The sequence below is a fragment of the Fructilactobacillus carniphilus genome, from assembly GCF_024029675.1.
In the GTDB taxonomy this organism is placed as follows: Bacteria; Bacillota; Bacilli; order Lactobacillales; family Lactobacillaceae; genus Fructilactobacillus; species Fructilactobacillus carniphilus.
In genome coordinates, this window is sequence record NZ_CP097121.1 from 295,565 (window position 1) to 310,312 (window position 14,748).

Genomic DNA, 14,748 nt, shown 5'->3' on the forward strand with positions numbered 1-14,748 from the left:
AATAATCTCATCTATTTCACGGTTTAACAAGCCTAATTATACAAAATGGCAGCTTTAAATGCAATACTTCGGGGGAATTAAACAAAGAGGGTTGCGTAGTGAAGCGAAAGAGTGTATGTTTAATAACGTAACTTGTGCTTAGTTTTACGAGTCACTGACGTAATACTCAGAACAAGGGATTAGAAGAAGAAAGGTGGAAAAGCAAATGGCTTTAACTAAAGAAGAAAAGACGGATATCATTAACAAGTACGCTAAACACGAAGGGGATACCGGTTCGACGGAAGTTCAAATCGCTGTTTTAACTGCTGACATTAATGAAATCAACGAACACATGAAAGTTCACAAGAAGGACTTTCATTCACAACGGGGCTTAATGAAAAAAATTGGTCACCGTCGTAACTTATTAGCTTACTTACGTAAAAATGATGTACAAAGCTATCGTGAATTAATTAAGAGTCTTGGTCTTCGTCGTTAAGATGCTGACCATTTAGAGTCCGACACTTGGTGTGGTCTCTTTTTTTCTGACTAATTTTAGTTGGTATGTTACACTAGTTACTAGGTATATAAGGGACGGCTTGAAGCTTTTGCTTCTGAAAAGAATTTGAACTAGTAATTTGAGGTGTACAATTAATGAAAAAGAACGTTAAAGTTATTCCCCTTGGTGGGGTCCGCGAAGAAGGGAAAGACTTATTTGCGGTTGAAATTAATGGAAGTAGCATTTTTATTTTAGACTGTGGCTCTAAATTTCCACTCGACGAAATGCTAGGTGTAGATTACGTTATTCCTGATTTCACCTATCTACAGGAAAATGCCGATAAGATTGTGGGCGTTTTTCTAACTTCGGGACAATTAGATTCGATTGGATCCTTACCATACTTTTTAAGTGAATTTGATGTACCCGTATTTGGAACCGAACTGACCATTAAATTGGCAGAAAAGCTGGTTGCCAAGCACAAAAAGGCGAAGAAATTTCATGATTTCCACGTTATTAGTGATAGTAGTGAAATCGTGTTTGATGACGGAACGGTCAGTTTCTTTGGCGTAACCCACTCCATTCCAGACGCAGTTGGAATCGCGATTCAAACAAGCCTCGGAAGTATTGTCTACACTGGGGACTTTAAGTTTGATCAAACCGTGCCTGCGGAATACCAAGCTGACTATGCTGCCATTGCAGCGGTGGGCAAGCATAAGGTATTAGCGCTCTTGTGTGATTCTCGCAACGCTGAGGATCAGGGGACAGTTGCTGAAGAGCAGAAGGTTCGGGATTACTTAGTTGACGTTTTTGACTTTCAAGCCAGCCGGATTATTGTGACTTGTCTGGCAGATCATCTGCTCCGGCTCCAAGAAATCATTGATGCCGCGGCAGCTACTGATCGGCGAATTTTCTTTGCTAACGATAAGTCCAAGGCAATCTTAGATACGGCGCTAGAACTAGGAAAAGTAAGCAATCCAGAACCACACTTGTTCGTTAAATCAGAAAAAGAATTAAACCAGCTGGATCCAGAACAAGTGATTGTTCTTCACATCGGGCAACCGGGGGAAGCAATGCGCTCGTTAGAGGACATGGCTAGCCAACGGAACCCTCGGGTTCAGATTCAAAGTGGCGATTTAGTGTTACTGGCAACCGATCCATTCCGTTCGATGGATAATGAATGGGCAAAGACCCGGGATTTAATTTACCAAGATGATGCCACGGTTGCTAGCATTGGAGAGAATCTCAACCTAGCTAGTGATGCTACGCGTAGCGACATTCAAATGATGACTAGTTTGATTCATCCGAAATACTTTATTCCCGTCCAAGGGGAATACCACCAATTACAGGCAGCGGCGGATGCAGTGTTTGCCACTGGTTTTCCGGCGGATCGCGTTTTAATGCCCGCTAAGGGTGACGTCATTGAGTTTGACGAAAAGGGCATGCAATTAGCACAAGCCGTCTCTGCTTCTGATACGATGATTGATGGAATTGGGGTTGGTGACATTGGTAACATTGTCTTACGGGATCGGAGCGTCTTGTCCCAAGATGGAGTTTTTATTGCCGTAGTAACCATTGACCGCAAGAAGAAGCTAATTGTGGAAAAGCCCAAGGTAACATCACGAGGCTTTATCTACGCTCAATCTAACCAAGCGCTTCTAAACGAAGCAGCCGACGTCGTTGAAAAAACGGTGCGCAGCAACTTAGATAACAAGGAATTTGACTGGGGCTTTTTGAAACAAGATGTCCGGGAGAAGTTAAGTTCTTTCCTTTATAAGAAGACGGATCGGCGCCCAGTAATTTTACCGGTGATCATGGAAGTTAACCAACACCACCGTCGGTCAAAGAATGCTAAAAACAAAAAGAAAAAATAAGACGAAAAGATTTGGGTTAAACCCAGGTCTTTTCTTGTTTTCTCGGGAGGTGTGAGGATGAACCAACAACAACAAGACCGCTTAAAACAAGCTCAGTCAGATTTGGAGGCGGACCAAATTGCTCAGGCCACGACCGCTTTGCTGGATCTTTATGATGAAAGCGATGATGAAGCGATTTTGGCTCCACTAGCGCAGGGGCTGATGCGTCAGCATCAGATTACAGCGGCTAATCGGTTGGTGGACGAGCATTTTCCGTACTTTGTCAGGGAAAAACTACCGTTATTAATTGAAATTTTGTTAGCGGATCACCGATTTATCGAAGCGCACATTATTTTGGCACAACTTCCCAATGCTGTGAGTGATCCCGAGCGAGATCAACTGCAACGAGCGGAACAAGCGAATTCAAGTGAGGAGGGTTTAGTGCGGCAGTTTAATCACCTTGGTGCTTTTTCTGTGGTAGAACAACAACAAATTAGTTCTCAGGCGGAACGGTTACCCAAAGACCAGTATGTGGCAGCCGCTCGTAAAAATCTAATGGATGCAGACGTTCATCCCGTATGGCGACTACAACTATTGAATAACTTAATGCGACTGCGTGTGAGCGATGAAGTCTCCTTTTTGTGGATTGATGAGCAGAAATACACGGTCGTTCCGGAACAATTAGTCGATAGTACGGAAAGTCAATCCTTTCAACGGCTACTAGCGTTATTAGAAGAACGATACGGTCACACAGATCCCATCAAGCAGGGACAACTACAGGCACTAATTCAGGTGGAATTACAGAACCTTTATCCCTTTGCAGATGAAATCATCGATAATCCCGAACAATGGTTAGTACAGTTTGAACGACAGGCGCAGGGGAAGAAGCTTGAAATTGATGGGACCTCTGCCGAGAAATGGCTAAAGACCGTGGAGCGGCTAATGACGAATTTAATTGATTAAAAACAAGGTTTAAGTGTTTACAAATGGGGGGACAGTAGATATAATATGATAGTGAATTCTTTGAGGTAATCCCTTTATCTTTTCCCGTTATGTTGTATAATGGGTGTAAAGATACTTTGGTGATTATCCAAAGAACGTCTTACGAAAATCATAGGAGGGTTTCATAATGGCAAAAGAACATTACGAAAGAACAAAGCCCCACGTTAATATTGGTACGATTGGCCATATTGACCACGGGAAGACTACTTTAACTGCAGCAATTTCAAAAGTATTGTCAGAAAAAGGTTTAGCTAAGGCTGAAGACTTTGCTGATATCGATGCTGCTCCAGAAGAAAAAGAACGTGGTATTACTATTAATACTGCCCACATCGAATACGAAACTGAAAAGCGTCACTACGCTCATATCGATGCTCCTGGACACGCCGATTATGTTAAAAACATGATTACTGGTGCTGCTCAAATGGATGGTGCCATCTTGGTTGTTGCCGCAACTGATGGTCCGATGCCACAAACTCGTGAACACATCCTTTTGGCTAAGCAAGTTGGTGTTGACTACATTATCGTCTTCTTAAACAAGACTGACATGGTGGATGATGACGAACTGATTGACTTAGTTGAAATGGAAGTTCGTGAATTATTATCAGAATATGGTTACGATGGTGACAATGTTCCGGTTATTCGTGGTTCTGCTTTGAAAGCCTTAAACGGTGACAAAGAAGCTGAAGACCAAATCATGAAGTTAATGGATACGGTTGACGAATACATCCCAACTCCAGACCGTGACGAAGACAAGCCATTCTTGATGCCAATTGAAGATGTATTTACGATTACTGGTCGTGGTACTGTTGCTTCAGGTCGTATCGATCGTGGTACTGTTAAAGTCGGTGACGAAGTTGAAATCGTCGGTTTAGTACCTGACATTATCAAGACTACTGTTACTGGTCTTGAAATGTTCCGTAAGACCCTTGACCTTGGTGAAGCTGGGGACAACGTTGGTGTCTTACTTCGTGGTGTTAACCGTGAACAAGTTGTTCGTGGTCAAGTACTTGCAGCTCCTGGCTCAGTTAAGACTCACGAAAAGTTCACTGCCGAAGTGTACATCATGACCAAAGAAGAAGGTGGACGTCACACTCCATTCTTCTCAAACTACCGTCCTCAATTCTACTTCCACACTACTGATGTTACTGGTGTGATTGAATTGGACAAGGACAAAGAAATGGTTATGCCTGGTGATAACGTTACGTTCCACGTTGAATTAACGAAACCAGTTGCCATTGAAAAGGGAACTAAGTTCACTATTCGTGAAGGTGGACACACTGTTGGTGCCGGTACTGTTACTGAAATCGACGACTAATAGTTCTTTTGAGAGAGGTCGAAGACATGGTCTTCGGCCTTTTTCTATTGTTGTAAATGTTTACATTTTCAGATGGATACGTTAAAATGGAAATGTATTTTAATTACTTGAAGAAACGTTTGTTTTTTCATGTTGGAGGAATTTAAATGGCAGATTGGGAAAAGAAAGAAGCAAATCAAGGCGAATTAACGTTTGAAATTGGTTTAGATGACATTAAGTCTGGTTTAGACCAAGCCTTTCAAAAAAACAAAAAGAATCTTAACGTCCCTGGTTTCCGGAAAGGAAAGGTTTCTCGTCAGGTCTTTGACCAAATGTACGGTGAGGAAGCTTTATACCAAGACGCACTTAACATTTTGTTGCCTACAGCATATGCAGGCGCAGTGGCTGACGCTGGGATTGAAGCAGTTGGTCAACCACAAATTAGTGTAGAATCCATGGAAAAAGGTAAACCATGGGTCCTAAAGGCTGAAGTGAGCGTTAAACCAGACGTTGAATTAGGTGAATACAAGGGTGTTTCTGTTCCTAAACAAAATACTCGGGTTTACAAAAAAGACGTTGATGCTAAGTTGGAATCAATGCGCGAAAACCAAGCTGAATTAGTTTTGGTTGACCGTCCTGCTAAAGATGGCGACACGGTTACAATTGATTTTGATGGTTCCATTGATGGCGACCACTTTGAAGGTGGAAAAGCTAACAACTACTCACTAGAACTTGGTTCTGGTTCCTTCATCCCGGGCTTTGAAGATCAATTAGTTTGTCACAAGGCTGGTGATGAAGTTCAAGTTAAGGTAACCTTCCCGAAAGATTATCAACAAAAAGATTTAGCTGGTAAGGAAGCAATCTTTGACACTAAGATTCACGAAGTTAAAGAAAAGCAATTACCGAAGCTAGATGATGAATTTGCTAAAGATGTTGACGAGGACGTTGACACTTTAGACGAATTAAAAGAAAAGATTAAAAAAGAACTTAAGGAACAAAAAGAAACTAGCGCTCACGAAGCATTACAAAACGATGCCGTTAAAGCAGCAGTTGATAACGCCACCGTTAAAGACATCCCACAAGCAATGCTTGATGAAGACGTACAACGGCAAATGGATCAATACCTGGCTGGAATTCAACAACAAGGAATTTCTGCTGACATGTACTTCCAGTTAACCGGAACCAGTCAAGATGACTTGAAGAAACAATTTGAATCTGGCGCTCCTGAACGGGTTAAGACGAGCTTGGTCTTAGAAGCCATTGTAAAGGCTGAAAAGATTGAACCAAGTGACGAAGAAGTCGCTCAACAAGTTAAGAACTTAGCCGAACAATACGGTATGAAGGAAGAAGCCGTTCGTGGTGCTCTTTCTGATGACATGTTGAAACACGACATTGCCATTGAAAAGGCCGTTGAATTGATTACTGACGATGCTAAGCAAGTAGCTTCTGCTAGTAAAGACGACGCTAAAGACAAAGACTAATTAAGCACTTTGCTTTTAAAAGACCATGTTGATTAACATGGTCTTTTTTGAATAAACAAACCTTTTTGCAAGCCCTGCGCTTTATGGTATAGTTTTGAAAGACACTTTTGGCTTAGATTAAAAAGTAAGGGGACAGAGACATGTTTGATGATGATGACAATAGTAAAGCAGTGCGCTGTTCATTCTGTGGTAAAACTCAAGATCAAGTGAAAAAAATTGTAGCTGGTCCCGGAGTTTACATTTGTAATGAATGCATTGATTTATGCGAGCAGATTATTTCTGATGAACTACGCGAACAAGGTGGTAGTGCTGCCGAAATTAAGGTGTTGACACCGGAAGAAATTGTGAAGCGGTTGGATGATTATGTAATTGGGCAAACGGAGGCCAAGAAAACCTTAGCCGTCGCCGTTTACAATCATTACTTGCGGATTAAAGATTTGGATCGTGATGAAGAAGAGGACACTGACGGTGACCAACAAGCTTTTAAAGCCCTAGAAGCAGACACGGAAATTCAAAAGAGTAACATCTGCATGATTGGATCAACCGGATCCGGGAAGACTTACATTGCGCAAACATTGGCGAACATTATTAACGTTCCCTTTGCGATTGCCGATGCAACCACGTTAACTGAAGCGGGATACGTGGGTGAAGACGTTGAAAATATCCTGTTGAAACTGCTACAAAATGCTGATTTCGACGTGGAACGGGCCGAAAAGGGAATCATTTACATCGACGAAATTGATAAGATCGCGAAAAAGAGCGAGAACGTTTCGATTACTCGAGATGTTTCTGGAGAAGGAGTGCAACAATCGTTACTGAAGATTTTAGAAGGTACGATTGCGAACGTTCCGCCTAAGGGAGGCCGGAAGAACCCGCAACAAGAATTTATTAAAGTGGATACTAAAAACATCCTCTTTATCGTGGGAGGAGCTTTCCCTGGCATTGAAGACATCGTTAAGCATCGATTAGGCGACCAAACAATTGGATTTGGTTCTAACCGACAAGAAGTGATTGCTGAAAGTGATGATGACCTGATGCAACAGGTGATTCCAGAAGATTTAATGAAATTTGGTTTAATCCCCGAATTTATTGGGCGACTGCCTATCCTAACGGAACTTAATAAACTAGATGAAGAAGACCTGGTGCGGATCTTAACCGAACCCAAGAATTCTTTAGTCAAGCAGTACCAGAAGCTCCTAGCGTTGCAAGGGGTTAAATTGACCTTTGAAAAGCCAGCCCTGCAGGAAATGGCGCAAGAAGCTATTAGTCGAAACACGGGAGCTCGGGGGTTACGGTCGATTATCGAAAGTGTAATGCGGGACATCATGTTTATCATTCCAAGTCGGAAAGATATTGAAGAAGTGATTGTAACCAAGGACACGGTGGTGAACCACAGTGAACCGAAACTGGTCTTAAAGAAAAAAGTCAAATAGCCAGCGAAAGAGGACTGACATGAAAGTAACTGATGTTGATTTAGTCATGAGTGCCGTCGACCCGAAACAATATCCGACCACTGGTTATCCAGAAATTGGATTTTTGGGTCGTTCAAACGTTGGGAAGTCATCGTTGACCAACGTGCTGATCAACCGGCGCGATTATGCTCATACTTCGGGACAACCGGGAAAGACCCAGACGTTGAACTTTTACGAAATTAACCATGCGCTCTACTTCGTTGATGTTCCCGGTTATGGATACGCTAAGGTCTCTAAAACGGAACGGGAAAAGTGGGCAACGATGATTGAAACTTACCTGACCCAACGGGAAACTCTCCGCGGGGTGATTAATTTGATTGATGGTCGACATCAGCCCAGTGACTATGATTTACAAATGCGTGATTGGTTGGATTACTACCAAATTCCCGTTTTGTACGTAGCTACGAAGGTCGATAAATTGGCTAAAAGTAAGGTTCCTCAGCAACAGCAAATGTTACGGCGGGAACTGGAATTAGAAGACGATGAACCGTTGGTAATGTTTTCAGCCAAAACCAAGTTGGGCAAGGACCAAATTGAGGCTTGGATTGAACAACAAACTCAAGCATAAAAAAGGATCATTGGAGCTTTTCCAATGATCCTTTTCAATTTAAAGGCTGAGGTTAAAGTTTAGCCGTGAAGAATTCATCTAATTTAGTGACTGCTTTGTCGGTTGCTTCAGGTTGGTCATACAAATCGTAGTGAGTTGTGTTAGGAAAGACCGTAAGTTCCTTATCTTGAGTGGCTGCTCGATCGTAATATTCGTAGGCAAAGCGATAGGAAGCAAAGCCCCCAGGAATATCTCCTACGATTAATTCTAACGGTTGAGTGGCCAATTTGTCAGCTAGATCTAATGGATCATAGCCAAAGTCAAAGGCTAAGCTAGTGTAAACAAATTGGTTGGGTGCATACTGATCATTGCCCCGTGGGGTTAAATAGTAATCAATGGCTTGTTCAATATCAATGTCAGTAATTCCGGATTTAATCCGCTCTTCTTGACTAGCAGGTAAAACGGGAATATGTTTAACTGCTGCTCCTTGAGCTTCAGCAGTTCGTTGTTGGGCCATATCATTTAGAGTGGCAATCAGGGCATCATTATTAGGTCCAAAGGTTTCTCGATATACCATCCCTACGTTAGCTGGAGCTACTCCGGCTACGGCTTTAATTCGTTTATCAATTTTAGCAGCATTCAACGTGAAACCACCGCCACCACAGATTCCCATGGCGCCGATTTTATCAGGATCAACGTAGTCTAACGTATCCAAAAAATCAATAGCAGCGATAACACCGACTGTACGCGCAAATGGAATTTCTGAATTATGTGGTTCACCAGCACTTTGACCTTGATAAGGGGAATCATATGCAAGGGCAAGCCATCCGTGTTGCGCCAGTTTGGTAGCATAAATTTTTCCGGATGTCTGGTTAAAATCACTGCTAGTGGGATGATTAACCACGATGGCCGGATGCTTTTTCGTTGGATCGAAGTCAGCCGGGAAAAATAGCTGTCCTTTCATTTCTAAATCATTTAATTCCCGCACTGGAAATGTCACGTTTTCTTTTTTAATCATTATTTCGCTCCTTTTTACATTGCAATGAATTATTACACAAGAGTATAATAAAATGGAAAACAAACTAATGCAATGCCCAATTTTTGTCAAAGTTGAATTAATGCACATTGACATCCCAAGTGGGTAGGAAGAGGATGGTTGGATGACAACGGATCGGCGAGTAATTAAAACTAGAGCGGCAATTGCTTCGAGTTTTAAGCGATTACTGGAACGGAATGATTTAGAAGATATTACCATTAAAATGATTTGTGATGAGGCTAACATCGGTAGAAAAACGTTTTATTTACATTTTTCTGATAAATATGAATTAATGGATCAATTTCTAAATGCTCATCTGGAGCAATTATTTGCTGCTTGTCAGGATTTAGAGCCCCATCAGTTAGAAGCCAAAACGCTAATTTGGTTAGAATTTTTTCAAACCAACCAACGTTTTTTTGCTAATCTGTTTCAAAGTCGTTCTTCTTATTTATTTCGGCAAAAGTTTTATGAATTTACCCGGAAATCGTTATTGGATAAGAATTTGCAGTTAGACCCAATTGAATTGGAATTCATTGATTATGGAATCGCCGGTTTGATGGAAGCACTCGTGGTAAAAAATGACTTTGATAATCTTTCGGAGTTAGCCCAAAAAATCACCCAAATTTTACTGAAATTTGAAAATGGGACAAAATGAGTTTGGACCAAAGGATTTAAATTGATTAGCTACCAGCTACTTCATTTTGAGTCCACCAAACAAAAAAAGGAACCATCCCGGAGGACCAGTCCTTTACTTTTTATCCTTCTTAAAGAAGCGGTCGTGGCGTTTTGCTTCGGCGTCACGATCTTCTGTATCTTCTTTTTTCAGATAATCACTACGTTGGTTATCTTTTGGGTTAATTTTGGCAAATTTGTTCAACATTTCGTCTAAATCCGCTTGCTTATTGATGTGTAATCCCATTGCGTTCACTCCTTTGGCCCTATGATAGCAAAAAGTCCCCTAGTTGTCATTTAGTTCGATAGGCAATGTAACCAATTAGTTATACAAATGAAATTAAGTTATTTATAATTATGAAGGTAACTTTCGGAGGAAAGGAGGAAACCCAGTGGCTTCAGAACACATCGAAAATAAATTGAAATTGCTACCCGAAAAACCGGGCGTCTACATTATGAAGGATCAGAACGGCAAAGTAATCTACGTGGGGAAATCCAAAAATTTAAAAAACCGGGTTCGTTCCTACTTTAAAAGTCGGCAGTATGGACGACGAGCTAAACTGGTCGAGAACATTGCGGATTACGAAACTATTATTACGGCGACGGATAAGGAATCCTTTTTATTAGAAATCACCCTAATCCAAAAATATCGTCCTTACTATAACGTTCGGCTTAAAAACGGGACGGGTGGCTATCCATACATTAAAATTACCAACGAACGGGATCCACGGATGTTAGTAACTAGTTATGTAAAAAACGATGGGGCCTACTACTACGGACCTTATCCCAACATTTATGCAGCCGACGAAACGTTAAAATTTTTGCAGAAGATGTACCCGTTACGACGATGCAATGGATACCAAGGTCGAGCTTGCCTGTACTACCACATGGATCAGTGCCTCGGTGCTTGTTTTCGGGAGGTTCCCGAAGCGGAATACCAAGCACAGATTAAGAAGATTAAGTCCTTCTTAAATGGAAACGTGACGGAAGCCAAACAAATTTTGACGCAACGGATGAACGAAGCCGCTCAGAATTTAGAGTTTGAACGGGCAGCAGAGGTCCGGGATCAATTGAATTACATCCAGGCCACGGTCGAAAAGCAAAAGATTATTTCGCATGATTATACGCAGCGAGACGTCTTTAACTTTTACGCTGACAAAGGGTGGCTCTCGATTCAAGTGTTCTACATTCGCCAGGCTCGCTTAATGAAGCGAACGAAGCGCCTGTTTCCGATTTTGAGTACTCCCGAAGAAGAGGTCACGAACTTCATTGTGCAGTTTTATGACCAACAAGATCGGGTGCAACCCCGTGAAATTTTGGTGCCCAAGAGCATTGATACGGATGTGATTACGCAGTTAACCGGGATTCCGGCGCGGACGCCGGTGCGGGGGCAAAAACGGGCCTTGCTGCGGATGGCGCAGGAAAATGCCAAGTATGTGTTAGATGAAAAATTCCGGTTACTAGAAATGAACCAGCGCAAAACGGTCGGAGCCGCGCATGATCTGAGTCAAGTTTTAGGCTTACCGTCAGCACATCGGATTGAAGCCTTTGACCACTCTCATATTGATGGAGCCGATTTAGTTTCGGCTCTAGTGGTGTTTGAAGATGGAAAACCTAACAAAAACATGTACCGGAAGTACAAGTTAAAAACGGTTACCCATGCGGATGAAGCAGCTAGTACCAGAGAAGTCATTCGGCGACGTTACACGCGGTTACTAAAGGAACATGCTGAATTGCCGGATTTGATTTTGATGGATGGGGGTGAAATTCAGCTCAATGCCGTGAAGGATGTCTTAGAAAACGAGCTGGATTTGGACATTCCGGTGGCCGGGATGGTGAAGAATCCGAAGCATAAAACCGCTGATCTACTCTATGGAGTTAATGATCAGCACGTGGATTTGGATCCACACAGTCAGGCTTTTTATCTGGTGCAACGGATTCAGGACGAAGTGCACCGCTTTGCGATTAGCTTCCACCATGACCTACACAGTAAGAATTCGATGACCTCGCGGTTAGATAGCATTAAAGGGGTGGGACCAAAGACGCGAAACAAATTACTGCGTAACTTTGGGTCCATGAAGAAGATTGAAGCTGCTTCGGTCGAAGAATTGCAGCAGTTAGGCATTTCTAAAACGGTGGCGCAGACCATTCACTACTCCTTTGCCAACCAAGTGGCTGCAGGAGAACACACACAGAAGTAACGACTAAAGAACGGAGAAAATATGTTTGTAGATCAAGTACAATTTAAGGTAAAAGCGGGTAAGGGAGGCGACGGGATGGTCGGCTTCCGCCGCGAAAAGTACGTTCCCAATGGAGGACCATCTGGTGGAGATGGTGGTCACGGTGGTAACGTCATCTTTCAGGTTGATTCTGGAATGAGCACCCTGATGGATTTTAAGTACAAAAAGGTTTTTAAAGCCGAAAACGGTGGCAACGGGGCCAATAAAAAGATGACGGGTGCTAGTGCCCCTGATCTGGTAATCAAAGTTCCCGAAGGCACGACCGTTTACAATCAAGCAACCGATCAACCGATTGCCGACCTGACCAAACCAGGCGAAGAAGTGGTGATTGCCAAAGGTGGTCGTGGGGGCCGAGGAAACGTGCACTTTGCAACAGCCAAAAACTCGGCACCAGAAATTGCAGAAAACGGAGAACCGGGTGAAGAACTGGACCTTAGTTTACAACTCCGGTTGCTAGCTGATGTGGGACTGGTTGGATTCCCGTCGGCTGGGAAATCAACGCTTTTAAAAACCATTACGAATTCGAAGCCAAAGATAGCTCAGTACCACTTTACAACGCTAGTTCCGAACCTAGGAATTGTGCGCAACGATGATGGTAATGACTTTGTCATTGCGGATCTGCCTGGATTAATTGAAGGGGCTTCACAGGGAGTCGGATTGGGATTTGCTTTCTTGCGCCACATCCAACGGACTCGGGTCATTTTACACGTGGTGGATATGAGTGGCGTCGAAGGGCGTGATCCGTATGATGACTACCAAAAAATTAACGCGGAATTAGAAAACTTTGATCCGCAACTGTTAGAACGACCCCAAATTATCGTGGCTAGTAAAATGGATCTGCCCGACTCGGAGACCAATTTAGAACACTTTAAGGCAGAACTAGCTCAACATGATGATCAGGTAGCCCGAAAGATTGATCCAATTTCGTCGGTAACCCATCAGGGATTAACGACTCTCATTCGGGATACAGGAGCGTTACTGGCAGAAACACCGAAGTTTCCAGTGGTTAGTGAATTGGAGCCGGCCGGCGCTGATGAAGTGGTTTACACTGCGGAAAATGAAACTACATCACCATTTACCCTGCAACGGGATGAAGATGGCGTCTGGGTCATTAGCGGAGCTAAGATTGAGCGGTTGTTTAAGATGACGAATATTGACCACACCCAGAGTTTAATGCGGTTTACACGGCAAATGCGTGGGATGGGAATCGATGAAGCTTTGCGGAATGCTGGGGCAAAGGACGGTGACTTAGTGCGCATCTTAGACTTTACTTTTGATTACGTAAATTAAAAAAGTAGTTAACGGAAGTTAACTACTTTTTTAGCCGAAAATGATTTGATTGTTGTGCAGTCGATACCCATAGAGGCGCTGAGGTTGCTCGATGCTTTGAAAAAGATCGACCTGGCCAGCTAAGGCTTGCGTGCGAGCGTCAAACTGTTCTAAAGTGAGTGGTTTTGTCGGAGCAGCAGCTGGTAGCAAAAAGAGCCGGTTGCCCTGCAGTTGTAATTCGGAGACAGGTTGCACGTTGTGATTAAGTTCGACAAAGAGGGTGCGGTGGGGATCAAGATCCACGGCTGAAACGTTAAACTGATGAAGTTGGATAGAATCACCTGCTTTTGCTAATCAAATTAGAAAGTGCGAATTGAGGGGACCATGATTTTTCAGTCCAGATAAGCTACAATTATTATATGATTTTTAGCGCTGAAATACATTAATGAGTCCGAAAAGGAACGGGAAAAAATATGCAGTTAGAGTTTTTTGGTACGGGGGCAGGAGTTCCCGGTAAGTTTAGAAACGTTTCAAGCGTAGTGTTACGCTTGTTAGATGAAGTAAACGAGGTTTGGATGTTTGACTGTGGGGAAGGAACGCAGCAACAAATTTTACGTTCCACCTTAAAACCCCGCAAAATTAATAAAATTTTTATCACGCACTTGCATGGTGATCACATTTTTGGGCTACCCGGATTGTTATCGAGCCGGTCGTTTCAAGGGGGAACGGATGATTTAACCATCTACGGTCCGGTTGGCATCAAACGCTACGTGCAAACTTCACTACAGGTAAGTCAAACCCGGTTGTCGTATCAAATTCACTATGTGGAATTAACCGATCCTGGAGTAATTTATGAAGATGACCAATTTACCGTGAAGGCGGAACGGTTGGACCATCAAATTGAATCCTGGGGTTATCGGGTGGAAGAACATGATCATCCTGGTGAATTAATGGTCCAAAAATTGCAAGAAGAGCATATCCCAGCGGGTCCAGTTTATGGTAAGCTTAAACTGGGTGAGTTGGTTACTCTCGCCGACGGACGGACGATTAACGGACAGGATTTTATCGGGCAACCACAACCGGGAAGAACCGTCACGATTCTGGGTGATACCAGAAAGACCGCCAACATTGAAAAGTTAGCTCAAGATGCGGATGTTCTGGTTCATGAAAGTACTTTTGGAAAGGGCGAGGCGAAGCTTGCCCGCAACTATTTTCATTCCACTAACATCCAAGCAGCACAGGGGGCTGTTCAAGCTAACGTGGGTCAGTTGTTATTAACCCATATCTCTGCTCGTTACACCGCCAAGATGGCTCGGGAGTTACAACAGCAAGCTCGTCAAATTTTTCCGCGCAGCAAAGTCGTTAAAGACTTTGATGTGGTGGACATTCCATTTAAGAAAAAGGAGTAAC

General features: G+C 42.9%; 14 protein-coding genes. 11 read left to right on the plus strand and 3 right to left on the minus strand.

The window, feature by feature from the left end; genetic code table 11:
* Positions 1-205 precede the first annotated feature (205 nt).
* From rpsO to yihA, 7 genes are all read left to right on the plus strand, one after another.
* A complete protein-coding gene (gene rpsO / locus M3M37_RS01625; RefSeq protein ID WP_252767046.1) occupies positions 206-475 on the plus strand; it encodes a 30S ribosomal protein S15 in 270 nt (89 codons plus the stop codon).
* A 155-nt stretch (positions 476-630) separates the two neighbouring features.
* Positions 631-2,346, plus strand: coding sequence for a ribonuclease J (locus M3M37_RS01630; protein ID WP_252795427.1), 1,716 nt, complete (start codon positions 631-633; stop codon positions 2,344-2,346).
* 57 nt (positions 2,347-2,403) lie between these two features.
* The gene (locus M3M37_RS01635; protein ID WP_252795428.1) at positions 2,404-3,288 is read left to right on the plus strand and encodes a hypothetical protein; all 885 of its coding nucleotides are present in this window, start codon (positions 2,404-2,406) and stop codon (positions 3,286-3,288) included.
* A gap of 166 nt (positions 3,289-3,454) precedes the next feature.
* On the plus strand, positions 3,455-4,642 hold the full coding sequence (gene tuf, locus M3M37_RS01640; protein WP_252795429.1) for an elongation factor Tu: 1,188 nt from the start codon (positions 3,455-3,457) through the stop codon (positions 4,640-4,642).
* Positions 4,643-4,788: 146 nt separating this feature from the next.
* Positions 4,789-6,102, plus strand: a complete 1,314-nt coding sequence (gene tig / locus M3M37_RS01645) for a trigger factor (RefSeq protein ID WP_252795430.1) — start codon at positions 4,789-4,791, stop codon at positions 6,100-6,102.
* Between the two features lie 140 nt (positions 6,103-6,242).
* Positions 6,243-7,535 carry an ATP-dependent Clp protease ATP-binding subunit ClpX gene (gene clpX / locus M3M37_RS01650; protein WP_252795431.1) on the plus strand — a complete coding sequence of 431 codons (1,293 nt, stop codon included), beginning with the start codon at positions 6,243-6,245 and terminating at the stop codon, positions 7,533-7,535.
* Positions 7,536-7,554: 19 nt separating this feature from the next.
* Positions 7,555-8,142, plus strand: a complete 588-nt coding sequence (yihA, locus tag M3M37_RS01655; protein ID WP_252795432.1) for a ribosome biogenesis GTP-binding protein YihA/YsxC — start codon at positions 7,555-7,557, stop codon at positions 8,140-8,142.
* A gap of 52 nt (positions 8,143-8,194) precedes the next feature.
* Here yihA and M3M37_RS01660 read toward each other — a convergent pair whose 3' ends face one another.
* Positions 8,195-9,139, minus strand: a complete 945-nt coding sequence (locus M3M37_RS01660; protein WP_252795433.1) for an alpha/beta hydrolase — start codon at positions 9,137-9,139, stop codon at positions 8,195-8,197.
* 142 nt (positions 9,140-9,281) lie between these two features.
* On the opposite strand from M3M37_RS01660, the gene M3M37_RS01665 reads away from it, so the two are divergent.
* On the plus strand, positions 9,282-9,812 hold the full coding sequence (locus M3M37_RS01665) for a TetR family transcriptional regulator (RefSeq protein ID WP_252795434.1): 531 nt from the start codon (positions 9,282-9,284) through the stop codon (positions 9,810-9,812).
* A gap of 93 nt (positions 9,813-9,905) precedes the next feature.
* Here M3M37_RS01665 and M3M37_RS01670 read toward each other — a convergent pair whose 3' ends face one another.
* Entirely contained in the window at positions 9,906-10,076 is a 171-nt protein-coding gene (locus tag M3M37_RS01670; protein WP_252795435.1) for an SPJ_0845 family protein, read from the minus strand.
* Positions 10,077-10,221: 145 nt separating this feature from the next.
* Here M3M37_RS01670 and uvrC point away from each other — a divergent pair, with 145 nt between their 5' ends.
* Both uvrC and obgE read left to right on the plus strand, forming a co-directional pair.
* Positions 10,222-12,030 carry an excinuclease ABC subunit UvrC gene (uvrC, locus tag M3M37_RS01675; protein ID WP_252795436.1) on the plus strand — a complete coding sequence of 603 codons (1,809 nt, stop codon included), beginning with the start codon at positions 10,222-10,224 and terminating at the stop codon, positions 12,028-12,030.
* Between the two features lie 21 nt (positions 12,031-12,051).
* Positions 12,052-13,359, plus strand: a complete 1,308-nt coding sequence (gene obgE, locus M3M37_RS01680) for a GTPase ObgE (protein ID WP_252795437.1) — start codon at positions 12,052-12,054, stop codon at positions 13,357-13,359.
* Positions 13,360-13,389: 30 nt separating this feature from the next.
* Here obgE and M3M37_RS01685 read toward each other — a convergent pair whose 3' ends face one another.
* Complete coding sequence (locus tag M3M37_RS01685; RefSeq protein ID WP_252795438.1) at positions 13,390-13,641, minus strand: hypothetical protein; 252 nt, start codon at positions 13,639-13,641, stop codon at positions 13,390-13,392.
* A 170-nt stretch (positions 13,642-13,811) separates the two neighbouring features.
* Here M3M37_RS01685 and rnz point away from each other — a divergent pair, with 170 nt between their 5' ends.
* Positions 13,812-14,747 carry a ribonuclease Z gene (gene rnz / locus M3M37_RS01690; RefSeq protein ID WP_252795439.1) on the plus strand — a complete coding sequence of 312 codons (936 nt, stop codon included), beginning with the start codon at positions 13,812-13,814 and terminating at the stop codon, positions 14,745-14,747.
* Position 14,748 lies beyond the last annotated feature (1 nt).